Source organism: Novosphingobium sp., from assembly GCF_032093395.1.
Taxonomy (GTDB): domain Bacteria; phylum Pseudomonadota; class Alphaproteobacteria; order Sphingomonadales; family Sphingomonadaceae; genus Novosphingobium.
Genome location: NZ_DAMDBA010000050.1, coordinates 13,402 through 37,302, shown reverse-complemented (window position 1 = coordinate 37,302; position 23,901 = coordinate 13,402). Strand labels below are relative to the sequence as shown.

Annotated in this window: 19 protein-coding genes and 1 pseudogene; 11 read left to right on the top strand and 9 right to left on the bottom strand. The window is 64.7% G+C overall.

Translation table 11 applies throughout. The features are described 5' to 3' along the window. On the bottom strand, positions 1–531 hold a 531-nt coding region (locus RT424_RS15990), incomplete at its 3' end, for a Plug domain-containing protein (RefSeq protein WP_313440316.1). A gap of 173 nt (positions 532–704) precedes the next feature. Next, entirely contained in the window at positions 705–1,733 is a 1,029-nt protein-coding gene (locus tag RT424_RS15985) for an ABC transporter substrate-binding protein (RefSeq protein ID WP_313440315.1), read from the bottom strand. A gap of 257 nt (positions 1,734–1,990) precedes the next feature. Here RT424_RS15985 and RT424_RS15980 point away from each other — a divergent pair, with 257 nt between their 5' ends. After that, positions 1,991–2,932, top strand: a complete 942-nt coding sequence (locus RT424_RS15980; RefSeq protein ID WP_313440313.1) for an LLM class flavin-dependent oxidoreductase — start codon at positions 1,991–1,993, stop codon at positions 2,930–2,932. 15 nt (positions 2,933–2,947) lie between these two features. Continuing rightward, entirely contained in the window at positions 2,948–4,102 is a 1,155-nt protein-coding gene (locus RT424_RS15975; protein WP_313440311.1) for an LLM class flavin-dependent oxidoreductase, read from the top strand. A gap of 70 nt (positions 4,103–4,172) precedes the next feature. Here the strand turns inward: RT424_RS15975 and RT424_RS15970 are convergent, their stop codons facing one another. The 4 genes from RT424_RS15970 to RT424_RS15955 are packed head-to-tail and all read right to left on the bottom strand — an operon-like array spanning position 4,173 to position 7,678. Further along, positions 4,173–5,243: an ABC transporter substrate-binding protein gene (locus RT424_RS15970; RefSeq protein ID WP_313440309.1), complete on the bottom strand. Its 1,071-nt coding sequence runs from the start codon at positions 5,241–5,243 to the stop codon at positions 4,173–4,175. Between the two features lie 25 nt (positions 5,244–5,268). After that, positions 5,269–6,120: an ABC transporter ATP-binding protein gene (locus tag RT424_RS15965; protein WP_313440307.1), complete on the bottom strand. Its 852-nt coding sequence runs from the start codon at positions 6,118–6,120 to the stop codon at positions 5,269–5,271. A gap of 8 nt (positions 6,121–6,128) precedes the next feature. Next, positions 6,129–6,923 (bottom strand): ABC transporter permease, encoded by a 795-nt coding sequence (locus tag RT424_RS15960; RefSeq protein WP_313440305.1) that lies wholly within the window; start codon positions 6,921–6,923, stop codon positions 6,129–6,131. Further along, positions 6,920–7,678, bottom strand: a complete 759-nt coding sequence (locus RT424_RS15955; RefSeq protein WP_313440303.1) for an ABC transporter permease — start codon at positions 7,676–7,678, stop codon at positions 6,920–6,922. The genes RT424_RS15960 and RT424_RS15955 overlap by 4 nt, the downstream gene beginning before the upstream one ends. A 332-nt stretch (positions 7,679–8,010) precedes the next feature. Here RT424_RS15955 and RT424_RS15950 point away from each other — a divergent pair, with 332 nt between their 5' ends. Then, positions 8,011–9,312 (top strand): lipase family protein, encoded by a 1,302-nt coding sequence (locus RT424_RS15950; protein WP_313440301.1) that lies wholly within the window; start codon positions 8,011–8,013, stop codon positions 9,310–9,312. A gap of 143 nt (positions 9,313–9,455) precedes the next feature. Here RT424_RS15950 and RT424_RS15945 read toward each other — a convergent pair whose 3' ends face one another. Beyond that, a complete protein-coding gene (locus RT424_RS15945) occupies positions 9,456–12,062 on the bottom strand; it encodes a TonB-dependent receptor domain-containing protein (protein ID WP_313440299.1) in 2,607 nt (868 codons plus the stop codon). A 379-nt stretch (positions 12,063–12,441) separates the two neighbouring features. On the opposite strand from RT424_RS15945, the gene RT424_RS15940 reads away from it, so the two are divergent. Both RT424_RS15940 and RT424_RS15935 read left to right on the top strand, forming a co-directional pair. Further along, positions 12,442–13,623, top strand: a complete 1,182-nt coding sequence (locus tag RT424_RS15940; RefSeq protein WP_313440297.1) for an LLM class flavin-dependent oxidoreductase — start codon at positions 12,442–12,444, stop codon at positions 13,621–13,623. A 13-nt stretch (positions 13,624–13,636) separates the two neighbouring features. Then, positions 13,637–14,224 (top strand): malonic semialdehyde reductase, encoded by a 588-nt coding sequence (locus RT424_RS15935; RefSeq protein WP_313440295.1) that lies wholly within the window; start codon positions 13,637–13,639, stop codon positions 14,222–14,224. A 55-nt stretch (positions 14,225–14,279) separates the two neighbouring features. On the opposite strand, the gene RT424_RS15930 is transcribed toward RT424_RS15935, so the two are convergent. Further along, the gene (locus RT424_RS15930; protein ID WP_313440293.1) at positions 14,280–15,299 is read right to left on the bottom strand and encodes an ABC transporter substrate-binding protein; all 1,020 of its coding nucleotides are present in this window, start codon (positions 15,297–15,299) and stop codon (positions 14,280–14,282) included. 25 nt (positions 15,300–15,324) lie between these two features. Further along, a complete protein-coding gene (locus RT424_RS15925) occupies positions 15,325–16,896 on the bottom strand; it encodes an ABC transporter substrate-binding protein (RefSeq protein WP_313440291.1) in 1,572 nt (523 codons plus the stop codon). 295 nt (positions 16,897–17,191) lie between these two features. Between RT424_RS15925 and RT424_RS15920 the strand changes: the two genes are divergently transcribed. From RT424_RS15920 to RT424_RS15895, 6 genes and pseudogenes are all read left to right on the top strand, one after another. After that, positions 17,192–18,415: an LLM class flavin-dependent oxidoreductase gene (locus RT424_RS15920; RefSeq protein ID WP_313440289.1), complete on the top strand. Its 1,224-nt coding sequence runs from the start codon at positions 17,192–17,194 to the stop codon at positions 18,413–18,415. A gap of 21 nt (positions 18,416–18,436) precedes the next feature. After that, positions 18,437–19,960 carry an ABC transporter substrate-binding protein gene (locus RT424_RS15915; RefSeq protein WP_313440287.1) on the top strand — a complete coding sequence of 508 codons (1,524 nt, stop codon included), beginning with the start codon at positions 18,437–18,439 and terminating at the stop codon, positions 19,958–19,960. A 129-nt stretch (positions 19,961–20,089) separates the two neighbouring features. After that, positions 20,090–21,148, top strand: a complete 1,059-nt coding sequence (locus RT424_RS15910) for an ABC transporter substrate-binding protein (protein ID WP_313440285.1) — start codon at positions 20,090–20,092, stop codon at positions 21,146–21,148. A 20-nt stretch (positions 21,149–21,168) separates the two neighbouring features. Continuing rightward, positions 21,169–21,918, top strand: coding sequence for a class II aldolase/adducin family protein (locus tag RT424_RS15905; RefSeq protein WP_313440283.1), 750 nt, complete (start codon positions 21,169–21,171; stop codon positions 21,916–21,918). Between the two features lie 16 nt (positions 21,919–21,934). Further along, positions 21,935–23,161, top strand: a complete 1,227-nt coding sequence (locus RT424_RS15900) for an LLM class flavin-dependent oxidoreductase (protein ID WP_313440281.1) — start codon at positions 21,935–21,937, stop codon at positions 23,159–23,161. 54 nt (positions 23,162–23,215) lie between these two features. Beyond that, positions 23,216–23,901 (top strand): annotated as a pseudogene (locus tag RT424_RS15895) (ABC transporter permease); the annotation flags it as partial.

The following is a 23,901-nucleotide window of genomic DNA, read 5'->3' as shown; positions in this document are numbered from 1 at the left end:
AATGCCCTCTCGGGCATTTTTCAAACGGGCTCTCAGCACTTCGACGCGTTCGAGGTCGAAGATCGGGAAGCCCTGCGCCACCGGAATGCCCAGGTAGACTTCGTCCTGATAGATGCCGACCGGGCTGGTCTGCCCGTTGCCGGGGACCGAGTTGCCGATCCCGCGCAAGTACCAGCGGGGCGTCAGGTTGCCCACGGAGGTGTCGGCGCTGAAGCTCGGCACGAAGCGGGTGATGTCGCTGGCGCGGGTGATGAGGCGATCGCGCAGGGCGTCTCCGCCCAGAGCCACGACCGAGGCGGGCACGTCCTGCACGCTTTGGGTTCGCTTCTGCGCGGTAACGAGGATCGCGTTGCCGCCCGCATCGCTGACGGAATCGGCGGAACTTGCGTCGTCAGCCAAGCTCTCGGCATCGGCTCCGCCGGCTGCGGCTTCCGCATGGGCCGGGGCGCAAAGCGCCAATGCCAGCGCGAAGACGCTTGTTCCGCCGACGCGGCGCGCGAGAGGAAATGGGGAAGGTTCCCTGAATGCCATGACGTACTTGGTTCCTCGATTGCGAATGTGTTCGCGATCGCAGGAGCAAGGCGCGTGCCACTTGGGATAACCGCACCAAACCGGCAGGCCGGTTCGAAATCTCGGGACTTATTGCGCAGAATGAAGCAGCCGGTGCGCGGATCTGAACCGGTTCGCCAGCGGTGTGGGAAAGTTCAGGCGGCGCGGTCGTTTGCACGCAGAGCGAGCGCAGCGGCAAGCGGGCGTGCATCGATCCAGCCATCGATATCCACCGCGCTTTCCAGGAAGCCATAAAGCCGCAGGAACTGTTCCTGCGCGCGCAGCATGTCGATCCGGTCGGGCGAAAGGTCGGGGTGCAGCGCGCGGTGGAAGCCGTCGCGATAGGCTGCTTCCACACCGGCCGGGCCGGAGAACGTCTCGCGCTCGAGGATGTGGCGGAGCTGCGCAGGGTGGCGCGCGGCCCAGTCCGCCGCACGCAGGCTGCACAGCAGGAAGCGCACGACCACGTCGAAATGCTCTTCGATCATGCGGCGATGCGTGACGATCGGGCGCGGAGTGCCGTTGTTCACCCGCGTCATTCGGCTGGGATAGGCGTCGAGATCGATGCCGACTACCAGCCCCAGCTTCTGGGCCGCCTCAGCGGCGGCGGCGCCCTTGACGTAGACCGCATCGACCCGGCCATCCACCAGCGCCGGAAGGCCCGACCACATGCGCTGCATTATCTGCGGTTCGGAGAAATCGACCTGCGGTGTCGGCACATCCACGAAATGCACGTCTTCAAGGGTGAGGCCCGCCAGGCGCAGGGCGTTCTTTATCCCGTGCAGCGACATGCCGCGCACGACGGAGGCGCCCCGCGTGGAGACATAGCCGGGCAGGGCGAACCGCAGGCCGCGCAATTGTCGCGGATCGAATATCTCCTCTCCGGGACGGACCATGATCGCCTGACGCTCATCGATCCAGGTGAGCCCGATGACGCGGGTCTCCGTACCCAGCGCACGCGCGGCGAGGGCAGGGATATTGCCGCCTTCGCGAAAGAGGTTGCGCGCCTTCACTGCGTGGTCCGGTTCGGCCACGCGCAGCCTGTCTTCGCGGATCCATTCCACGGCGATCCCGTCGGGAGCGAATTCTTCGTCGAGCCAACCGAGCGACCAGGCGATGGACGAGGCGGCCGGTATCGGGGAGCGCACCAGCCAGATCCGATCCAGTTTACCTACGTCGCCCATTATCATCGAGGTATCATCTCCATCCACCGTTCTTCAAGGAAGACCGCGGTATTCTAGCAAGGCCTGTGCCAGAGCGGTATCGCGAAAGACGAGGCGGTAAGGACGCGAACGCTGCGCGAAATCCCCCTGGGCGTTGCGCAGAAATGCACAGCAGGCCTTCCATTCGATCCTGTCTGAGCGGTTTCGGGTCGGATTGCCTTGCATGGCATGATCCATGCTTTCCGTTCTTCGAACCGAATGTTTCGAAGGAGAGCAAAATGGCGCTGAGTTTCTACTGGCACCTTTCAACGGATGCGCCGGCCGATCGCGGGCGCGGTGAGTGGGCCGAAGGAGGGCGGCCTTGGGCTCCGACACGCGATGGCGTCAGTCGCCGCCTCCAGATCAACCACTACGATTATCTGACGCAAGTCGCGCGGGCCGCCGAGTTGACCGGCTTCGACGGCATCGTCGTCCCCGATGAGCCGCAGGGCGAGGAGCCTTGGATCGTGACAGGCGCGTTGCTGCGTGAAACCCGCCGTGTCGGGATCGTCACCACAGTCGCCCCCGGATCGGCGTCTGGGGTCTATCTGGGGAAGATGGCGGCGAGCGTCCAGCGTTTCTCCGGCGACCGGCAGGGCTGGCTGATCGACAGCGGCGAAGGGCCGAGCGCCGGGGATACGCTTCCGGTGGAAGACCGGGCGGAGCGCACCGGCGAGTTGCTGACCCTGCTGGACGGCATCTGGGACGATGGGCCCTTCGATCAGGAAGGACGTCATTTCGTGGTCGAGAAAGGCGGGTTCGGGGGATTGGTGAAGGAACGGAGGCGGCCGCCGATCTGGCTGCGCTGGTCCGATAAGCCCGGCTCCGAACTGCTGAGGCAGGCAGACGTGCTCCTGATCGATACGGATGCGCCGCTGGGTTCGGTGGCCGACGTCATCGCATCGCTGCGGAAGAGCCATCCCGCGCTCAAGATCGCTGCGCACCTGCCGCTGCTGGCCCGTGCCGAGGCAGAAGACGTTGCCGTAGAGCATGCACGCCGCAACCTTTCGCATTCGGCCTTGGTGGGCACTTTCGACGAAGTGGTCGCGAAGCTCGGTGAATTGGCACAGGCCGGGCTCGATATCGCGGTGCTGTCCGCGCCCGACCAGATCCAGGAAGTCCATATCGCAGGCGAGCAGGTCATCGGCCGCTTCCACGCCTCGGCCGCGCTTGCGGCCTGACGGAGAACCAGACAGATGAGCATCGATTTCTACTGGCGCATTCCCACGCACGGATGCAGCAGCTCGCTGCGCGAACGCAGCACCAATCGCGGGGACTGGACCCCGCTCGCACCCGGAAACCAGGCGCCGGGCTGGGTGAACGGAGAACCGGACGGCACCAGCTATCTGGATCATATGGCGGAGATTGCCCGCGCTGCGGAAATCTCCGGGTTCGTGGGAGGACTGCTGCCCTCTTTCCCGATGACCGACGATCCCTGGGTGATCTCCGCCGCACTGGCGCGGGCGACCAAGGCCTTCCGCTTCATGATTGCGTTCCAGCCCGGATTTCTCAATCCGGTGCGTGCGGCGCGCATGTCGGCAAGCCTTCAGCGGGCCACCAATGGACGGGTGGTGTACAACATCATCACCGGCGGCGGTGGACCTGCCCAGCGGTGGTGGGGCGATCCTTTCGACCACGACGACCGCTATGGCCGAACCACCGAGTTTCTGGACGTGATGAAGGGCGTGTGGAAGAACGGTCCGTTCACGCACAAGGGCCGCTTCTACGAAGTGGAGAATGCCGCTCTGGCCCCGGCGCTCTCGCGTGAGGATCTGCCGACGATCTATTTCTCCGGCTCGTCCGAAGCGGCGCTGCAATCGGCGGCACGTCATGCCGACTATTACCTGTCCTGGCTCGAGCCGTTCCAACAGCTTGCCCAGAAGTTCGACCAGGTGAAATCGCGCACTGCCGAGATCGGCCGGGGAATCAAGTGCGCCATCCGCGTCGAGGTCGTTGCCCGCAAGACCGAGGAGGAAGCCTGGCGCGAGATCGAACTCGGCTTCGCCAACGTCAAGGCGGAAAGCCGGGAGGCATTCGGCGAGCGTCGCGGCGATTCCGTGGGGGTCAGCCGCCTGTCGGGGCTCGGCGTGGCGGAAGCGCGCGACTACCGCGATCTCATCGTCTCCCCCAATGTCTGGGGCGGCTTCAGCCTGTTGCGTCCCGGCCCCGCGCTGGGCATCGTCGGCAGCTACGAAAACGTCGCGGCGCGGCTGGACGAACTGATCGGGTTGGGCGCGGATTCGTTCATCCTTGCGGCCACACCCCACCTTGAAGAGGCCTACCGCGTGGGTGAGGAAGTCCTGCCGCTCCTGGGTCATCAGGCCGTGCAGCGGCTGGAAGCAGCCGAATAACGCCGATCGACGATACAAAAAGCCCGGCGCGACTGTCCGTCGCGCCGGGCTTTTTTTGCGTCTCCCGCTCTCAGCGCGCGGCGGGATCGCTCCACCAGCCTTCAAGCTTCAGATCCTTGATCGCCTGATCGACATAACGCCGGTCGATCAGATTGGAGACGTCAACCTTGCTGCGCGTCAGCCCGGTGCGCGAGGCATAGTCCGCCACGAAGTCGAAGTGCTCCTGAATGGCCGGTCCGGGCAAGGGCGAGTAGCGCTGGCGCCAGGGCAGCGGGTTGTTGTCGGTATCCTTGATGACGGCGGCCAGCGGCGTGCCGCCCAGAGTTCCCCACGACAGCACAGTGTCCCGGTTCTTCTCGTCGCTGGACCATTGCGCCTGTCGGACGAAGGCGGTCACGACGGTCTGCACGATATCGGGATGGGCATCGAGGAAGTCCTTGCGGGCGAAGGTGCCGGCGGTCATCTTCCAGCTTTCCGGTGCATTGCTGGTGGACCAGAGGATGCGGGCCAGACCCTTGTCCTGAAGCACGTAAGCCTCGGCCTGGATGAGGACGATGCCGTCCACCTTGCCGCTGGTCAGCGCGGCCTGACCGGCCACGGCATTGACGTTGATGATCTTGAAATCGTCGAGCGTCATGCCCTGCGACTGGACGTAACGGGCAAAGCCGGCCTCCCACGGGCGCCCGCGGTGCAAGGCGATCCGCTTGCCCTTGAGGTCGCGAAGGGTGCGGGCGGTAGAATCCTTGCCGACCGCCAGATAGATGTTCGTCCCGGCGCGGCTGGGCACCACGAGGCGCAGGTCCACCCCGCCCGCCATGGCGATCACCGATGGCAGATCGCCATAGGCGGCCAGGTCGATGGTCTTGGCCGCGAAACCTTCGTTGACCACCGGGCCGCCGACCGAGGCCGGAACCGGCACCCAGCGTACCTTCCAGCCCTTCTTGGCGAGTTCGGCGTCGAGCCAGCCGTCTTCCTGGATGCGGGCCAGGCCGCCGATGAATTCGTTCTTGCCGTCCTTGGGGGAGACGATGCCGGCGATGTCGACGACTTTCTCTTCCGCTTCGCCGCCCTTGGGAGAACAGGCGCTGGCAAGGGCGAACAATGGAAGCAGCAGGGCCAGGACGGCACGGCCTTTGGTCATGATGGAACTCCGAAAGTAAAGGCGTTCAGCCGCGCGGGCGAGCGGGGAAAGTAACCAGCGTGCCGTCATCCTCGCGCGGTTCGCGGGTAAGTTCGGCAAGGATTTCGTCCTTAAGGCGGTGCAGCAGCGGCGAGGCGCGGTCCCGGGGATGCGGCAGGTCGACATCGACGATCCGGGCGATGCGGCCGGGACGGGAAGACATGACGACCACGCGGTCGCCCAGGAACAGCGCCTCGTCCACGTCGTGCGTGACCATGATCATGGTCGTGCCGGCTTCCATCCAGATCCGCTGGAGTTCCGCCTGTACCTTGACGCGGGTCAGCGCGTCGAGGGCGCCCAGGGGTTCGTCGAGGGCAAGAACCTTGGGCTCGTTCACGAGGGCACGGGCGATCGCCGCGCGCTGGGCCATGCCGCCGGAAAGCTGGTGCGGATAGGCGTCACCGAAGTCCGACAGGCCGACGAGTGCGAGGTGCTCGGCGATCAGCCGGTCCCTCCGCTCGCGCGGAAGTTTCTGGTTGAGCAGGGCGACCTCGACGTTCTTCGCGACGGTCATCCACGGGAACAGGCGGTGGTCCTGGAACACCAGTCCGCGCTCCAGCCCGGTTCCCGCGACCCGCGTATTGTCGAGCCGGATCTCGCCATCGTAATCGGTATCCAGCCCGACGATCAGGCGCAGCAGCGTGGACTTGCCGCAGCCGGATGGGCCGACGATGCTGACGAACTCGCCCGGCCGAATGGCGAGGTCGATGCCGTCGAGTACGGTCATCGCCTTGCCGCCCATCGCATAGTGCTTGGACAGGCCGGATATGCGGACGGCGCCGGTTCCGTCCTGCGCGGGTTTGGGTGCGGGATCGCGGAGGGTTCGGTGGTCGGTCATGGCCTGTCCTATCTTGCGGCAGCGCCCTGCCAGCGCAGCAGACGCGCGCGCAGGAGAGCGAAAAGCTGGTTGAGCGTGAATCCCATCACGCCGACGCAGGCGACGCAGACGAGCACCACGTCGGTTCGGGCGGCGACCTGGGCGGCCATCATCTCGGTGCCGAGGCCGGCCGTGGCGCTGAACAGCAGTTCCACGCCGATGGTGGCGATCCACGAGAAGGCGAGCGCCTGCGAGATGCCGGTGAAAATCAGGGGCAGGGCACTGGGCCAGGCGATCAGGCGCAAGGCCTGCATACGCGTGAAACCGTAGAGCCGCCCGACTTCGGCATAGCGCTGCTCGACGGCCTGCATGCCCTTCTGGGTGTTCAAGACGGTGGGGTAGAAGGCCGAGAGCGAGACGAGCAGCAGCTTGGCACCGTCGCCATTGCCGAACCAGAGCGCCACCAGAGGCAGCCAGCCGAGGATCGGTACCTGGCGCATTGTGGTGATGAGCGGCGAAGCGGTACGGTCCAGCAGACGGGAGAGCCCGGTCGCGATGCCCGTCGCCACGCCGATCGAACCACCGATCAGCAGGGCGGTAAGGGCGCGTTGCAGGCTGGCTCCCGCATGAAGGGGTAGCGAGCCGTCGGCGAGCATCTCGGCGAAGCTGCGACCGATCTGTTCCAGCGGCGCGAAGGCATAGGCATGGCCGGCGCTCTGGCGCGATTCCCATTCCCACCAGCCCAGCACCAGCGCGGGGAACAGCAGCGCAAGCGCCAGAGATCGCAGGCGCGGCGGGAGGCGTTGGAAAACCTGCAATGTCATGCCCCTTTCCAACGGGTCAGGCGACGTTCGAGGCGGACCATCGAACCGTCGAGCAGAAAGCCGACCAGCCCGGCCACGAAGACGCCCGAGAGCACCACGTCGATCTGGAACAGCTGGCGTCCCATCTCCATCATTTGTCCAAGCCCGCTGTCGGCCGCGAGCAGTTCGGCCGCGACAAGCGAAAGCCAGCCACGCGTCAGGCCCAGGCGCAGGCCGGTAAGCACTTGCGGAACCGTGGCGGGCAGGATCAGCCGGCGCAGGAACGGCAGCAGCGGCATGCGGTAGAGGCGAGCGACTTCGCGGTGGCTCTCCGGGATGTCGCGCACGGCATCATGCGTTGCGAGCGCCGAAGGGAAGAAGCTGGCCATGGCGACGATCACGATCTTGAAGCTGTCCTCAACATCGAAGAACAAGATCAGCAAGGGAATGAAGGCGATTACCGGCACCTGCCGCACGCATGTGAACGTCGGCCAAAGCAGCCGATGGACACCGCGCGAGAGGGCCATGGCGGTGCCGATGGCGATACCGAACAGGCTGCCCGCGACAAACCCGTTCGCCAGCCGGTAGAGACTTGCCAGGAGGTGACGTTCCAGCTCGCCGCTGGTGGCAAGCGCCACCAAGGTGGCGCCGACCTGCTCGAGCGGCACCAGCACTTGCCGGGGCCAGGCGCCGCTGAGGGCTGCGATTTCCCACAGGACAAGCAGCACGGCAAGGGGGGCGATCCGAAGCAGCACCACCGCTGGGCCGGATGTCACGTTTCGGGGACTTGTGGCTTGCACTGCGGAGCGACTCCCTTCGCCAATGCGGACTGCCTCTAATTTCAGCAAGGTCCGTGCCAGTCGCTCGAAATGGCGGTTTGGAGAGGGGGAGACGCATTTTCAGGAGGAGGACTGTCGAAAATTGCGCAGCGCGTGTTTCGATACGACCAGATCGCCAATACAGTGTGGAATGCTGTCCTTGCGCTGCGCATATCGGCGCAGCCCGACGGGCTTTCTGCGCGCAGTGGTTCGTCCGGCCGCCGTTTTGGTCGAACGGCACGCATGTTGCTTCTGAAGCCGGACCAACACGCCGAGAAAGGTCCGCGCTCATGTCGATCCCCGATACTCCGTTTTCCAAGGCAGGACGCCGTTTTGGCGCACGATGTATCGCGCTGCTGGTGATGACCGCGTCATTGGCGCCGCCGCCCGCAATCGCGCAGAGCGCACCGCGCGCCGACCCGGAGCAGGGCGACGGCCGGGTCTCGCCGTTCTACGAATGGAAACAGGCGATACCCTCCACGCCGGGCAAGCTACTGCGGAGCGAGCCGCTGCCGGAAACCATCGGCCTGTCTAGCGCGGGGCGACAGCTTCGCATCCTCTATACATCGACCAGCGGTTTCGACAGCAAGACACCCATCGTCGTGTCCGGCGCGCTGTTCCTGCCCAAAGGCAAGGCGCCTGCGGGCGGTTGGCCCGTCATCGCCTGGGCGCACGGGACCGTGGGTCTTGCGGATATCTGCGCACCGTCCTGGGCAGGCCGGTCCTATCGCGACACGGCCTATCTCAATCGCTGGCTGCAGCAGGGCTACGCCGTTGTCGCCACCGACTACGAAGGGCTCGGCGTGCCGGGGCCGCATCCGCTCATCAACATTCCCGCGATTTCCTACGGCGTGCTCGACAGTATCCGCGCGGCTGTGAACGGCGTGCCTCAGATCGCCAACAAGGCCGTGATCGTCGGCCAGTCGCAGGGTGGCGCCGCCGCTTTCGGCGCGGCATCCTATGCCCCGAGCTACGCGCCCGACATTCACCTCAAAGGCGCCGTCGGCACCGGCGTGATCTACAACCGTTCGCCTGACTTGCCGCCGCTCCCGCCGCCGCCCGTCAAGCCCAACCCCAACGTCTTCGACGAAAGCATCGTCTACAGCCTGTTCGGCTTCGTGGTTTCGCGGCAGTTCGATCCTGCGCTGCAGTTCTCCGACGTGTTCAGCCAGAAAGGCACGGCCCTCGCGGAAAAGGCGCGGACGAGCTGCCTTGCTGCCGTCGAGGCCGATGCCGAGTTCGGCGCCTTCACGCGTGCCGAGACCTTCCTGGCCACGCCCGGCGAACGCTACCGCCGCTTCCTCGCGTCCGCCGACGAGCGCGCTGCGCGCTACAGTCGTTACCCCACGCTGAAGCTGCAAGTTCCGATCTTCATCGGCACAGGAGCCTCGGACCTGACGCCGTCCGCGCTCAATCAATTGACCCTGATGAAGGATGCCTGCGCTGCCGGCTCCGTGGTGGAGGGCCACGTTTATGCAGGGCTGGGGCACAGCGCGACGGTCAACGCCTCCTTGCGCGATTCCATACCCTTCGTGAAGAAGCTCTTTGCCGGCGAGCGGATCGAGTCGATCTGCGAACCGCATCTGCAGTGAAGCACGATGGGCGCCTCGTCGGGAGGCGCCCATCTCCAAGGTGTCAGCCGGACCCGCCGCAATGGCCGTTCAACCCCGGACGGGCGAAGCGCGGGCCGAGCGATAGCGCGATTTTCGCGACCGGCATCAGAAATTGACCGGCATCAGAAATTGACGCCGAACTGCGCTACGATCGAACGGCCTCGCGTCGGCTGGAGGAAGGCGTTCGTCGAGCCGGCAAGCCCGCTTACGAAGTTGCGCTGATCGGTCAGGTTGAGCACCTGGATTGCTGCGTTCCAGCGAGGCTGGCGGTAGAAGACCCCCAGGTCCAGGTTGTAGCTCGTGGGTATCCGCACCGTCTTGCTGAGGTTTAGATACCAGGGGCTCGTCAGCCAGCCGGAAAGCTCGGCGCCGAAGCCGGAAGGGTGGCGCCAGTCGATATAGCCGCTGAGGTTGTACTTGGGGATCTGCACGGCATCGTAGCGCCCGGAGGGAAGCTGGTTCAGCACATTGCTGTCGCTGAACACGGTGCCGTTATCGGGCACGAAACCGCGCGGCGCGAAGCCGGCCTGTGAGGTATATTCATTGTAGGCCGACAGATAGTTGAAATTGACACCTGTGCGCCAGGCTTCGTTCGGCTGATAGCGCAAGGTGATCTCTATCCCCTTCACCTTGAGACGTGCGATGTTATTGAATTGATCGGGGCTCTGGTCGCGCGCCTGCCAGAATCCGGCAAGCGTGAAGAACAACTGACCGGCTACCGGCTCCGCCTTCAAGCCGACTTCGTAGAGTTCGCTCAGGCTGTCGAACTGAAGCGGGTTGAGCAGGTTGGCGGCCGCGCCGCTGCCCCAGCTCAGGCCGTTGGCGAAACCGCCGGTATTGATGGCGATCGAGCGGTCGTAAGTGAAGTAGATCGTCGAATTTGCGGTGGGCTTCACATAAGGGCTGACCTGGACCGAATAGAGCTTGTAGAGCCCGCTGTCGGCACGGTCGTTGCCGCCGGGGAGCACGAAGGGGTTCTTGATGGAAGCATCGACCCAGCTGTGGCTCGCGCCGGCATTGAGACCGGCGAACGTGCCGAACTTGAGGTTGTGCTGGGTGAAGATAGTGGTCGTGCTCCACTTGGATTGCGACGTGTAGGACGCCACCGATTCCGCGTAGAGGCCGTTCCCTGCATAATACATCGGCGGCAGGCTCAGCCAGCCCAGCGAACTGGAATATTGCGGTACGCCGGCCGTTCCGATCCATGCGGCGTTTCCGCCGTTAGGGTTCGATCCCGTCAGCCCCAGCAGATCGCCGGGGTTCTTGGTCGAGGGATCGAGCGTCAGATCGTAGGCATAAATGTTGAAGAAGCTGTTGTTCGCCGCGATGGAGCGGTTCGTCTCCCGGCGGTAGATCACGCCGGTATTGCTGTCATCGTCGATATCCAGCCCGAACAGGTTTTCGAAACGGTGACGCAGTTCGAGGCGGTTGTCGAAGATGCGATCGCGCGATTGCACCTGGAACGATCCCACCGCGTCGGTCGTGTCGTTGGAACGCTGGTAGAACGTGCTGTTCACCAGACTGGTGTTCTCCCCGAATTCGTAGTTCAGGCGGAGCTGTGCGGTCAGGCGACTGGCGGTGTTCTTGTCTTCCGCGCGCTGAGAGCGCTGGCGTGAGAGCTTGACCTGTTCGTTTCCTTGCAGCGAAGGATCGTAGACCCAGCCGCGAACGGTGCCGGGGCTGGTCTGGGTATTGGGCGAGCCGGCCTGGAACGATCCCGGCACGACGACGTACCGACCATCGGAATTGCGTGCCCGCCTTACCCAGCCCAGCGTCGCGGAGTCGGCAGCGCCCGAGGCAAAGACCGGAGACCAGTAGGCAGAGCCGTTCTGGATCACCGGGGTCGCGCGGCCGGCATCGTAGAGCCCGTGGTCTACCAGATCCTGGGTGGCGCGGTTCCAGCCGTGCGTGACGTTCCAGTCGTAGTAATCGTCGTAGGACAGGTTCAGGTCGGCGCGGAACTGGCTGTCGGGTTTCCAGGCCAGCGCGCCGTAGAAGGCGTAGTAGTTGTTTTTGACGTTGTCGTAGTAGTCGTCCTGCTTCTGCACCGTTACGCTGGTGCGATAGGCCAATGTGTCGCTGATCGGGCCGGTATCGTCGCCAGTGACGGTGAAGGCCAATCTGCTGTCGCCGTCGGGGATCAGCGTGCCGATGCGGGCACTCACGCTGGAGCGGCGCTGGTCGAAATCCGGCTTCTTCGAGATATAGTTGATATAGCCGCCGCTGCCGGTCACCGATCCGAAGATCACCGAGGAAGGCCCGGCCACGATGTCCGCGCCTTCATAGGCGTTGAAGTTGGCCGGGTGGCGTACGGAATAGCCGCGCTGGCCGTCCTGAAACACCTCGGAGGCCTGGCCGCGCAGTTGCGGCGCGATCCCCGCGTTCTGGCCGCCGCCTCGGGTGATACCCGGCGCATATTTCGCCAGATCGTCGGAACTGGTGATGATGTCCTTGGTGAGCTGCTCGGCATTGATCTGCGTTACCGAACGGGGAATGTTGAGAATGGGCTCGGCAGTGCCATAGATCGAGGAGGGTGCGCGTGTCGGCAGAACCGAGGTTTCCGTGTTGATGCGCTCGCCGTTGACGGTGATCGAACCGTTCGCGTTCTCGGCATTATCCTCCGCGTAGGCAGCGGCTTCCTTATCGGCGGCGCGTGCTTCGGCATGGGTGGCCCCCGACCAGACGAGCCCGATGACGCTTATGCCGTGAAGGTACTTGGTGACGCGCATGAATTGCTCCTGCTTCGAGCCGATGATTTCGGTGTTTCCCCGAGGGTGGAGCCGAACGCCTCGCTGTAGGTCGCTTGTGGACCGCACCACCCTTGCAAGCCTTGAAGCAAAGGACGTGCCAGAGAAGGTATTCGCGGCGGTATTCGTGGAGAGGATCGCTAGTCGTGGTGATTTGCCAGCAGAGTTGCTGGTCCTTGATCAGTAATGGGCTCGGTTCCCGCGTTCCATTTGGCCAGGATGATGATGACGGGCGCCGTTCCGTGAAAATGGCGCGGGTCTTGCTTCGATCCTCGTCATGGCGAGCCTGAGAGCGGAGCGCGGCCTTCATGCCGCTCCCGCGGAGGGCATTGCTTCTGCAACAGCAAGAAGTGGAACGGACATGGCAGTGAAGATCTTGTGGTACCTCACCGCGCCCGATGGGGTCGTGCCCTGGGAAGAAAAAGGGCGCTGGGATACGGGGTTCGACCATCTTCAGCAGCTTGCCGCGACGATCGACAAGCTGGGATACTACGGCGCGCTGCTTGCGACCGGCTATGGTGGCAACGACGTACTGACCGTGGCGGCGGCGACGCTTTCGGTGACGCGGCGCATGACATTCCTCGGCGCCATTCACCCCGGTCTGCTGTCACCGGCGAAGCTGGCGCAGATCGCGCTGACCATCAACACCTTCTCGAACGGGCGCCTGGCGCTCAACGCGGTGAACGGCAACGATGCCACCCAGCAGGCCTACGGCATGCACCTTGCGCACGACGAGCGCTACGATTTCAGCCTGGAATACTGGCGTGCGTTCAAGCACGCCTATTCGGGCTCGCCCGAAGGATTTCATGGCAAGTACGTGCAACTGGCGCCGCCGCCGCCCGGAGGCTATCGTCCTGCGCATGCCGGGGCGGAGCGACCGCCGGTGCCGCTTTGGGGCGCGGGAACCTCAGCGCCGGGGGTGGCGCATTCGGTGCAGCTTCTCGATACGTACCTGAGCTTTGCGGATACCCCGCAGCGGCTGGGCGACAAGTTCCGCCGGGTCGGCGCCGAAGCGGCCAAGCTGGGAAGGACGCTCGAATACGGCACCCGTTTCCAGATCATCGTGCGCGAAACCGAGGAAGAAGCGTGGGACTATGCGCAGTGGCTGGTCGACCAGACGTCTCTGGACTACGCGCACCAGTCGCTGCGGCGACAGTTGCCGCCCGGCGAGACGCTCGAAACCTATCGCAGTCCGAACGATCAGGTAAACCGCAATCTCGACGCGATCCGCGCCGGACGATTGCCGCGCGCGCGTGATTACGAGATCTATCCGAACATCTGGACCGGCCCGGCGCTGCACGGTTTCGGTTTGCTCGGGCCGGGCGCAGGCACCACGCTCGTCGGCAGTGCGGAAAACGTGGCGGCCCGCATCCGGGAGTTCGAGGCGCAAGGGACGGGGGCCTTCATTCTCTCCGGCTGGCCATTGATCGAGGAAGCGCACCGCGTGGCGCACTTGCTCTTCCCGCTGCTAGACCTCGACCATGGTTTCGAGGTGCCGCTGCTCAACGCAAAGCGAGCGCGTTCGCTCGTATCTGCAACTTGAAGGACGGATAGTCATGACCGCCATACTCGCCGCCGAAGCGCTGGACCAGATCTTCGGCGCTGCCCGCAGCAACCATCGTTTCCTCGACCGCGCGGTCGACGATGCGACCATCCACAAGCTCTACGAATTGACCAAGCTGGCGCCCACCGGCTTCAATTCCCAGCCCGGGCGCTATGTCTTCATCCGCAGCGAGGAGGGCAAGGCCAGGCTGGCTCCAGCCTTGTCAGGCAGCAATCGCGAAAAGACGCTTGCCGCCCCGCTCAATGTCGTCGTGGCCTGGGACAGCCGCTTTTTCGAGCATCTACCCGTGCTTCTGCCCGGCCGCGACGTGAGCGCATTTTTCGTCGAGGAAGAGCGCATTCGATCGGCAGGTGTGTTGAACGCGGCCTTGCAGGCGGCATTCCTGATCGTGGCGGCGCGCGGCGTAGGACTGGACGCAGGCCCGATGACCGGTTTCGATGCGGCTGCCCTGGATCGGGAACTCTTTCCGGACGGTCGGCTCAGGTCGCTGCTCGTTCTCAATCTGGGCTATGGTGATCGCCGGGACATCCGGGAACGAGGGCCGAGGCTTGCTTTTGAGGAGGCGGCGCAGATTTTGTAATCCCGCAGGAAGGGCCGCGCGTTGCGGACGCGGCCCTTTTCCAACAGGTCGGCGGCTATTCGGCCGCTACGGCAGTTTGGGCGGCGACCAGTGCGATGGCTTCTTCCAGCGGGCCGCGATCGATCCACTCGCGCACGTCGAAGTCGGCTTCCAGGAAGCCCCAGTCGCGCAAGAAGTCCTTCTGTGCCGCAAGGCCGGCGATGTACGTTTCGGTGAGTTTCGGATGCAGGCTGGTGGCGTAGCGCGGAAACGTCGCGGCGATGGTCCGGCGGTCGGAGCGGCCATCCTCAAGTCTGAGCGCGTCGAGCGCCTCGCCGGGGTTGGCCTCCGCCCAATCGGCGGCGCGGATCAGCGCGGCGATGTAGCGCACGACGAGATCGCGATGCTCGGCGAGGAACCGTCGATGCACGGTCAAAGGGCGGGGCGTGCCGTTGTTGATCCGACGGAACGGATCGGGCTGCTCGGTGAGGCGCACCAGTTCGCGCAGGCGTTCGGCGTGTTCGTTGAACAGGCGCAGGCCGGAGGATTGGCGGAGAAACACCGCATCCACGCGGCCGTCGAACAGGGCCTGAAGTTCCGCGGAACCCGAGCCGCCACGCCCGGCACCGCGTTCCGCCGGCACGTCGATAAAAGTCACATCCGCTGCGCCCAGCCCGGCGATTGCGAGACCATTGGCCAACCCATGGAAATTCGCGCCGCGCTGGAAGTCTATCGAGATATCCGCATAGAGCGGGACCGCCAGCCGTTTGCCGCGCAGTTCGGCCAGGGAGCGAATCGTGCTGTCGGCCCGCGCGACGATGGACTGGAATTCATCGACCCAGCTGATCGCCAGAACGGCCGTGTCTGCACCTCTGGATCGCGCCCAGATGGGGGGTATGTTGCCGCCTTCGCGCAGCATCGCCGGGTTCGAGTGGTCGAAGTGGCTTTCGCGCAAGGTTCGGTCGCTCGATTCCTGGAGCGATCGCAGCACGGCACTGCCGTCCGCGAATTCGTCTTGCAGGAAATTGCGCTGGATCGCGATGGTGGAGGCGGTGGCGCCGCCGCAGCGGGTGAACCAGATTTCGGTATCGCTCATCGAATGGTCCTTTCGTGCAAAGTGTTCAGGTACGGCGCCACAGGGCATCGGTGCGCCATGCGGAAAAGGCGGTCCGGTCCGGGGTGACGCCGCCGATCAGGCTGGAGGCGGCATCCTGGTTGTTGGCAAAGCCCCAGATGAGAAGTCCGCCGCGCTCGTGCTGGATGCGCTGTGCCTCGCCGACGAGAGCCTTCCTTTTCTCCACATCGGGCTGGGCGGCGGCGGCCGTGACCAGTCGGGTGAATTCGGCATCGTCGAAATGAGTCCGGTTTCCCGCCGAGCGCGGCCCGTCATGCTGTTGCAGCGTGAGCAGGAACGGGCGCGAAACACCGACCACGGTGCTGAAGGTCCAGTTGTTCTTGTCCGGACCGTTGAAGATGGAATCGTCGACCAGCTTGATCTTGACATCGACGCCCGCCTCTCGCGCCTGCTGTGCGAAGACGATCGCCGCGTTACCGCCCGCCCCCGCCGTGGTGACGAGTTCGACGGCAAGGCCGCCGCCGTGTCCTGCCGAACGCAACAGGCTGCGTGCCTCGGCAAGGTCGCGCCGGCGTTGGGGGATGTCGTGGTTGAAAGTGGGATCGCTGGGCGCATAGAGATCGTTGGCGACGCGGCCCTGCCCATGCAGCACGCGTTTCACCAGTTCCGGCCGGTCGGCGATCAGGCGGAAGGCCTTTGCCACGCGCGGATCGTCGAACGGCGCTTTCGACAGGTTCATGGCGAAGCCATGCCAGGCGTCCGTCTCGGAGGAGACAACCTGGAACTGGGAAGAGTTCCTGAAGAAGGCGAGCTGTTCGAAACCGATCGACGGCGCGATGTCGACCTGCCCCGTCTGCATCGCCTGCAGCCGCGCGATCGGATCCTTGAAGTCGATGATCTCCACTTCGTCGAGATAGGGCTGGCCTTGCTTGTAGTAGTTTTCGAAACGGCTGAACACCGAACGCTGTCCGGGCGTGAAACTCTTGAGGCGATAGGGACCGGCGCCGACCGGATTGTTCACCGGATCATAATCGGTCGGGACGATGCCGCCCCAGCTCATCCACAGTTCGGGCAGCGCGGCAAGACCGTGGCCCTGCTCGAAGGGAATGCGGACCGTCAGCGGATCGAGCGCCTTGACGTCACCGCGCTGCAACGAGGGCAGGTAGGAGCCGTAGGGCGAGGCGAGTGCGGGATCGGTAAGACGCAGGATCGAGAACACCACATCTTCTGCGGTGATCGACTTGCCATGGTGGAACTCCAGCCCCTTCCTGAGGCGAATGGTCCATTCGGTAGCGTCGTCGTTGACTTCGGCGAACTCGGCGAGCGCCAGTCCGGGGTTGGCGTCGCGCTTCCATTCCCACAGCTTGCTGTAAAGAGCCCAACCCCGGAACGAACCGGTGCCGAGCGGCTTATGCGCGTCGAGGTTGCCGGTCTGCGCGCCGGCGATGATGGCAAGCCGGGCCTTGCCGCCTGGGCTCGGGGTGCCGCCGGACGGCGCCTTGCCCTGCTTGTCCTCGCTGCATCCGGCCAGCAGGCCGGCGCCCAATAGGACCCCGCTGGAAAGGGCTGCCCCGCGGGCGAGGAAGGCGCGGCGGGAGTAAGACATGGTGCCGGTCATTGCGGTGCGTCTCCATGCGTGCCGCGCGCGCGGTCGCCGGCTTGGGGCAGGGTTGGGGACACGGTGCTCTCCTCGTGTGATGTTGCGAAGAGGAGGGAGCAAGGGCCATGCCAACCGGGCAATGGCGGTAGTCAGGCCCGCGTAGGCGGGGATCGCTGCGCCAGGTTGCGCAGCCGGACCGCGAAAGTTGCTGATTTCTGCACAAGCGACGAGGCAGGCCGGGGCGAAAAGTTGCGTATCGGGGGACTGGCACGAATACTGCTTTGTAAGGCTCCACAACTTGTGGAGTGCCGCCATGACCATCGAGTTCTTCGCACGCCTGCCGTTGCACGGCGAAACGCAGTTCATCCCGGGGGACAACCGCAATCGCGGGGACTGGAACCGCCAGCCTCATGCGAGCACCGGCGCGGTTTCCTCGTTCGCGGTGGGCGACGACTTCGCCTATATCGACTATCTCTCGCAAGTTGCCCGTGCGGCCGAAATCAACGGCTTCTCCGGCGCACTGCTTGTCAATGCGCCGTTCGGTGACGAGCCCTGGATCGTCTCGGCGGCGCTGGCGCGGGAGACGAAGCGCCTGCGCTTCGTGGATGCCTTCCATCCCGGCCATTTCAGCCCCTGGCAGGCCACGCAGATGGCCGCGAGTTTCCAGCGGATCAGCGGGGGGCGTCTCGTCTGGAACGTGATCCAGGGCGGCTCGGACGGCCTGCTGCGCGCCAATGGCGAACCGTTGCCGCATGACGAGCGCTATGCGCGCGCCATCGAGTTTCTCGATCTCGTGAAGGGTTTCTGGGGCAGCGAGAACTTCCACTACAAGGGCCGCTATTACCAGGCCGATGGCGGCGGTCTGCGCGGGCCGCTGGCGCGCGCGCCGATACCCACGATCTGCTCTGCCGGCACCAGCGAGGGCGCCAAGGAACTCGCGGCGAGGCATTCCGACTATTACCTCGTCCTCGCGGAATCTCCCGAGCATGTCGCGCGCGCCATCGCCGATGTGAAGGAACGGGCAGTGAAGTACGGCCGGGCCGACAAGATCCGCTTCGGCGTCTCGGTCGATGCCATCGCACGCGAAACCGACGAACTGGCCTATGCCGAAGCCAAGCGCTTCTTCGACGAGGGCGTGCGCGCAGGCACAGTGAAGGCCGCCGCGGAGCGCTCCGCCCATATGTCGGACACCAATCGCGCCCGTTTCGAGCGGTACAACGGGCGCGACGTGAACGACTTCGACGACCTCTTCGTCGAGCCGCATCTATGGGGCGGGTTCGGCTATATCGGCATCCCGCCGGGCTTCGCCTTCGTCGGCAGCTACGAGAACGTTGCCGCCAAGATCAGGCAGTTCGCCGACCTGGGGCTCTCGTGGTTCTTCCTCAACGGCTATCCCCATCTGGAAGAAATCTACCGGCTTGGCGAACACGTATTGCCGCGCTTCCGCGCGCCGCGTCTGACGCTGGCGGGCGAGGGACCGGACCAGGCGGTTCCGCTGGTTTCCGGCGGCGGGCTAGCTGCACGCGGCAATAGCTGAGGAGCGCAAGAGATGGACGGAATGACCAGACGCAGCCTCATCGGTGGAGCCGCAGGCGCAGCGCTGCTGCTGTCCGGATGCGGCCCGCGCAGCGAAAGCACGAGCGAGGCGCCTGCCGCGCCGCGCCGGGGTGGCAAGCTGCGGTTGGGCATCCTGGACGGCGAACGCTCCGGAAACCTCGATGCGCACAAGCCGCTGGGGCTTGGCAGCACCATTCGCGGCTTCGCCATGTACGCCAAGCTGTGGGAATGGGACGGCGACATGCAGCCCCGCCTTGCCCTGGCGGAATCGGTCGAGCCTAATCGCAACGCCAGTGCCTGGGACATCCGGCTGAAACCGGGGCTGGAGTTTCACAACGGCAAGACGATCACTGCACAGGACGTGCTGTTTTCGATCCGGCGGATCACCGATCCTGCGTTGGCCTCTCCCTACGGCGCGCTCGTCTCGCCGGTCGATCGGGACGGGGTGAAAGTGCTCGACGAGCGCACCGTGCGCATTCCCATCCGGGAAGGGCGCGGTTTCGTGGCTTTGCCGGAGACCTGGACCAACTTCGGCGGCATCGTGCCTGCCGACTACCATCCCGTGACCAATCCCATCGGAGCAGGCCCTTATCGGATCGACAAGTTCGAGCCTGGGCAACGCGCTACGTTCAAGCGCTTCGACAACTATTTCAAGCCGGGTCGACCCTATCCGGACGAACTCGAAATCATCGAGTTCAAGGATCAGACCGCGCGGATCGGAGCGCTCCTTGCAGGGCAGATCGATCTTGCGAACGCCATCCTGCCGGAACAGGCCGGGCTGATCCGCCGCGATAGCCGTGCCCGTATTCTGGTGTCGCCCACCAACGGTTGGCAGTCGTTCGACATGAACACGAGGGAGGGGCCCTTCGCCGACGTTCGCGTGCGGCAGGCGTTTCGATTCCTGGCCGATCGGGAGGAACTGGTGCGCCGCGCGCTCCAGGGGGAGGGGCGCATCGCCAACGACCTCTACGCGCCGCAGGATCCAACGTTCGATCAGGCCATAGCCCAGCGACGGCACGACCTCGACCGGGCACGCAGTCTGCTGCGCCAGGCGGGGCAGGAGGGCCTGCGCACGGAACTGGTGGTCGGCCCCGCCCATGTCGCATCGGCGCTGGTCCTGGCTGAACAAGCAAAGAAGGCGGGGGTGGATCTGCGCTTGCGTCAGGTGGACGCCGCGACTTTCGCGGGGCCTGCGAAGACAAGCTGGGCGATCAGCACGGGCGGAACGCTGGGCGTCCCCTGGCTCTCCACGGCTTTGCACATCGATGCGCCCAGTTCGGTGTCCAACAAGACCAACTTTCATGACCCGGCTTTTGCCCGGCTGTTCGATCAGGCGCTTGCCGAACCGGCTGTCCCGGCTCGGTCCCAACTGGTCCACCAGATGCAGCGGATCCAGCATGAACAAGGCGGTCTGCTGATCTGGGGCTTCGCCAACACCCTTGACGGCGTCGGTCCCCGCGTGGGTGGGATCGAGGCAGAGCGCTCGCACTTCCCGACCTGGCGCTTCGACCAGATGTGGGTGTGAGCAGAACCGCGCAGCAGGACCGGCGCGGCCTGCTCAAATCTGCGCATTGGTTCCCAAACCAAGCGCCAAAGTGGCGGATTTACGCTTCTGGCACGGTGTTTGCTCTGATCTGGACATGACGGAGTTCTCATGACCGACAATGTTCACAGCCTTGGCGAGGCGGCCGCAGCAGGCCGGCTCGACCGCATCCTCTTCACCCGCTGTCCGGTGCCCACGGCATCGGGAATCGCGCACTCGCTCGGCTGGCTGAGCGAGGAATTCGCGCGAGACGGGCTTCGCGTCGAAGCCTTGCAGGACAAGCCGCGCGCCATGCGCGCCCATCACAACGAACATGACCTTGCCGGTTTGTTCCGCGAGGGCGGCAACATTCCCGCGCTCGCCACCAAGGCCAAGGGCACGCCCACGCGGCTGATCGGCCTGACCTGGATCGACGAATGGCAGGCGATCCTCGTTCGACGAGAGACGGGACCGATCGAACCGGCCCAGCTCAAAGGCCTGCGTATCGCGCTCCCCGCTTGGAGCGTCACGCGCGGCAGCAGCATCGCCAGGGGCATGTCGCTGGCGGGCATCAGGGGCGCCCTCGGCATTGCCGGGCTGACGCTTGAGGACGTAACGTTCGTGGATGTGCCGCTGGCGCCGCCTTCGGAGGATTCCTCTGTCAACCTGGCCAGGATGTGGTCGGGTATCGAGGCGTTGGAGGCCGGCATCGTCGATGCCGTCTACGTGAAGGGCGCCTCCGCCGTGGACGCGGCGAAGCGCGCAGGGGTCGTCGTGGGCATCGATCTGGACGGCTATCCAAGTCGCCACACCCGCGTCAACAACGGCACCCCGCGCCCGATAACCGTCAGCCGCGACTTGCTCGACAATCATTTCGACCTGGTCGTGCGGTTCCTCGAACAGACGCTGCGCGCGGCCGACTGGGCAGCGCATAATCTGCCTGCCCTGCGCGGGATCCTCCAGAAGGAAACCTACGCCGGGGCTGCGAGCGTCGAGGCCGCGTATCGCAACAACTTCCATCGCTCCCTGCATCCGGATCTGTCGGAAGAACGCGTGGAGCTGCTCAAGAAGCAGGCCAATTTCCTGTGGCTTCACGGTTTCCTCGAACACGACGTGGACGTCGATGCGTGGATCGACCGCAGGCCGCTCGAGGCCGCTTTGGAACGCCGCGCGGGAAGCCGCGCCGCCTGAATTTACCGAGGAGACACAAGATGGCTACTGCAGTCCAGACCCCCGAAGAAACGAATACGCCTCCCCTGAACTCGACCGTGCTCGACTTTGCGAACGACGTCGTCGTGCAGGCGGCCGAAATCTTCCGGGCTTATCGCGAGACCGGCACGATCACCGCAAACGGCACCGTGGGCTTCATCGAGCGCGTCCCCGGTGAAGACAAGATCGTCAGCGTGAATCTGCCACACCCGTTCGATCGCAGCACCCACAGCGTGAAGCCGCTTTCCTTCACGGTCACAGGCTTGGACGGGACGGCCTTCAAGGGTCGTGCCAATGGCCGCTACCTGAAGGTGTTCAATCAGAACCCGACGATCACCTCGCTCAGCCACGTCCATTCGCCCAATCTTGGGGCTTGGGCCCAGAGCCACCGGACGCTGCCGATCAGCTATGTGCCGGTCCAGCGTTTCCACCTCGCCCGCGAACTGCCGGTCTACATCGATCGTCGCCAGGACGAGCAGGACTTCATCAACGAGAAGCTCGCCGAAAACCCGTTCACCCCTGCGATCCTCGAAGCCAACGGCGGCGCCACCGTCTGGGGCTGGAAGGGCCTTCGCGACCTCGCCGAGTTCATCCTTCTGCTGGAAGAGGGCGCGGACATCCAGATCAAGGCCCAGGCGTTGGGTGGATCGCGGACTTACGGCCCAGGCGTGCTGCGTCAGCAGTGGAAGATGAGCAAGCGCTACGATGAAGCGCGCGGCCTCGGCCTGCTGCCCGTCACCGACCTCGACTGATCCCCGGAGCATATCCATGACCCGTCCCGTAAAGCTGCTCTGGTATCTGACCGCGCCCGATGGCCCGTATCCATGGGTCGAGGAAGGGCGCTGGCAGACCGGCTTCGATCATCTCGAACAGCTTGCCAAGACGATCGACAAGCTGGGCTTCTACGGGGCGCTTCTGGGGTCGAGCACTTACGAAAGCCTCGCCGTGGCCGCCGCGATGATCCCGGCGACCGAGCGGATGAAATTTCTCGTGGCACAACATCCCGGCGAGCTGTCGCCGGCGGTGCTGGCGAAATACGCGCAGACGTTCGATCACTTCTCCAAAGGGCGGCTGCTCTTCAACGTGGTCAATGGCAACGACGCCGGGCTGGCAGCGCTGGGCGTGCATTACCCCCATGACGAGCGCTACGATTTCAGCTTCGAATATTGGGATGCCTTCCGGAAGGTCTATGCCGGCGACCGTAGCGGCTACGAAGGAAACTTCGTGAAACTGGCACCGCGCGCGGAAGGCGGCGCACCGATGGGAGTTTGGGCCGGGCCCTACCAGTCGGCGGGGGTTCCGCTCTGGGGCGCGGGCACGTCCGCGCCCGGTGTCGCCCATTCGGTGAAGCTGCTCGATACCTATCTCAGCTTCGCCAATACACCGCCGCTGCTGGGCGAGAAGTTCCGGCGCGTCGGGGCGGAAGCCGAAAAGATCGGGCGCACGCTCGAATACGGCACGCGTCTGCAAATCGTCGTGCGCGAAACCGAGGAAGAGGCCTGGGACTACGCCGAATGGCTGCTCCAGCGCTCCTCGGTTGATCATGCATTGCGCTCGATCCGCATGCGGCTGCCGCCCGGCGAAACGATCGAAACCTATCGCAGTCCCGATCCGCAGATCCAGCGCAATATCGACATCGTCAAGTCAGGCCGCCTGCCGAGTGCCCGCGACCTTGAAGTCTACCCCAACGTCTGGGTCGGACCGGCGTGGTTCGGCTTCGACATCATGGGGCCGGCTGCCGGTACCACGCTGGTGGGCAGCGCGCAGAACGTCGCGGCCCGCATTCGCGAATATGCGGAGCAGGGCACCGATGCGTTCATTCTCTCGGGATTCCCTTTGATTTCCGAGGCGCACCGGGTGGCGGAGCTGCTGTTCCCGCTGCTCGACCTCGATCACGGCTTCGAAGTGCCTTCGCTTCGGGTGCCTTCACTTCGGATGAGTGAACCAAGGCCGATCGCTCCTGTGGAAAAGGCGTTGGAGCAGGCACCGGGCTGACGGGAACCACGCCGAGCGAACGAAGCGGCGGATATATAACGGCAAGGGCATCGCATGGCGACGATCTACTCCCCGAAACCAAGGCAGGCCCATGAAGCGGGTGAACCGGAGGACGGCGCAATCGCCCGGACGCCGGAGCGTTCGAAAGGAGGCATTTCCCTTCCGGCCTGGCTTCCCTGGCTGGGCGGCCGCGTTCTGTCCGGCCTGGCAACTGCCTTGGTGATTTCCCTGCTCGTCTTCGCGGCGACCCAGGCACTGCCGTCCGATCCGGCGCGCGTGATCCTGGGGCCCGATGCAAGCGAGGAGAGCATCCGCGTTCTCCAGCACCAGCTCGGGCTCGATCGCCCGATCCCCGTTCAATATGCGAGGTGGGCGGTGCGCGCCGCGTCGGGCGACTTCGGCGTTTCGCTCGACTCCAGCGTTGCGGCCGGCAAGATCGTGAGCGACCGGCTCGGCAACTCGGCCGTACTTATGGCGATCGTGCTTGTTCTTGCGGTCCCGATAGCTTTTCTCGGCGGAATCGCGCTCGCGATCCGGCGAGACAGCAGGCTCGATCGCTGGACGATGAATGCGGTCATCCTGTTCAAGGCTCTTCCTGCCTTCGTCCTGGCCATCGGCCTCATTCTCCTTCTCTCGACGACGGTCTTCCCGATTCTTCCGGCGGTTTCCCTGCTTGACCCGGCCGTCTCCCCATGGTTGCAGCCTTCCTATCTGGTGCTGCCGGCCCTGACGCTGATCCT

Coding starts and splice junctions, on each gene's coding strand:
- RT424_RS15910 (WP_313440285.1), top strand. CDS start 20,090: ATGACCGACAATGTTCACAGCCTTGGCGAGGCGGCCGCAGCAGGCCGG.
- RT424_RS15915 (WP_313440287.1), top strand. CDS start 18,437: ATGACCAGACGCAGCCTCATCGGTGGAGCCGCAGGCGCAGCGCTGCTG.
- RT424_RS15930 (WP_313440293.1), bottom strand. CDS start 15,299: ATGAGCGATACCGAAATCTGGTTCACCCGCTGCGGCGGCGCCACCGCC.
- RT424_RS15975 (WP_313440311.1), top strand. CDS start 2,948: ATGAGCATCGATTTCTACTGGCGCATTCCCACGCACGGATGCAGCAGC.
- RT424_RS15905 (WP_313440283.1), top strand. CDS start 21,169: ATGGCTACTGCAGTCCAGACCCCCGAAGAAACGAATACGCCTCCCCTG.
- RT424_RS15945 (WP_313440299.1), bottom strand. CDS start 12,062: ATGCGCGTCACCAAGTACCTTCACGGCATAAGCGTCATCGGGCTCGTC.
- RT424_RS15925 (WP_313440291.1), bottom strand. CDS start 16,896: ATGACCGGCACCATGTCTTACTCCCGCCGCGCCTTCCTCGCCCGCGGG.
- RT424_RS15920 (WP_313440289.1), top strand. CDS start 17,192: ATGACCATCGAGTTCTTCGCACGCCTGCCGTTGCACGGCGAAACGCAG.
- RT424_RS15985 (WP_313440315.1), bottom strand. CDS start 1,733: ATGGGCGACGTAGGTAAACTGGATCGGATCTGGCTGGTGCGCTCCCCG.
- RT424_RS15980 (WP_313440313.1), top strand. CDS start 1,991: ATGGCGCTGAGTTTCTACTGGCACCTTTCAACGGATGCGCCGGCCGAT.
- RT424_RS15935 (WP_313440295.1), top strand. CDS start 13,637: ATGACCGCCATACTCGCCGCCGAAGCGCTGGACCAGATCTTCGGCGCT.
- RT424_RS15950 (WP_313440301.1), top strand. CDS start 8,011: ATGTCGATCCCCGATACTCCGTTTTCCAAGGCAGGACGCCGTTTTGGC.
- RT424_RS15960 (WP_313440305.1), bottom strand. CDS start 6,923: ATGACATTGCAGGTTTTCCAACGCCTCCCGCCGCGCCTGCGATCTCTG.
- RT424_RS15970 (WP_313440309.1), bottom strand. CDS start 5,243: ATGACCAAAGGCCGTGCCGTCCTGGCCCTGCTGCTTCCATTGTTCGCC.
- RT424_RS15965 (WP_313440307.1), bottom strand. CDS start 6,120: ATGACCGACCACCGAACCCTCCGCGATCCCGCACCCAAACCCGCGCAG.
- RT424_RS15900 (WP_313440281.1), top strand. CDS start 21,935: ATGACCCGTCCCGTAAAGCTGCTCTGGTATCTGACCGCGCCCGATGGC.
- RT424_RS15940 (WP_313440297.1), top strand. CDS start 12,442: ATGGCAGTGAAGATCTTGTGGTACCTCACCGCGCCCGATGGGGTCGTG.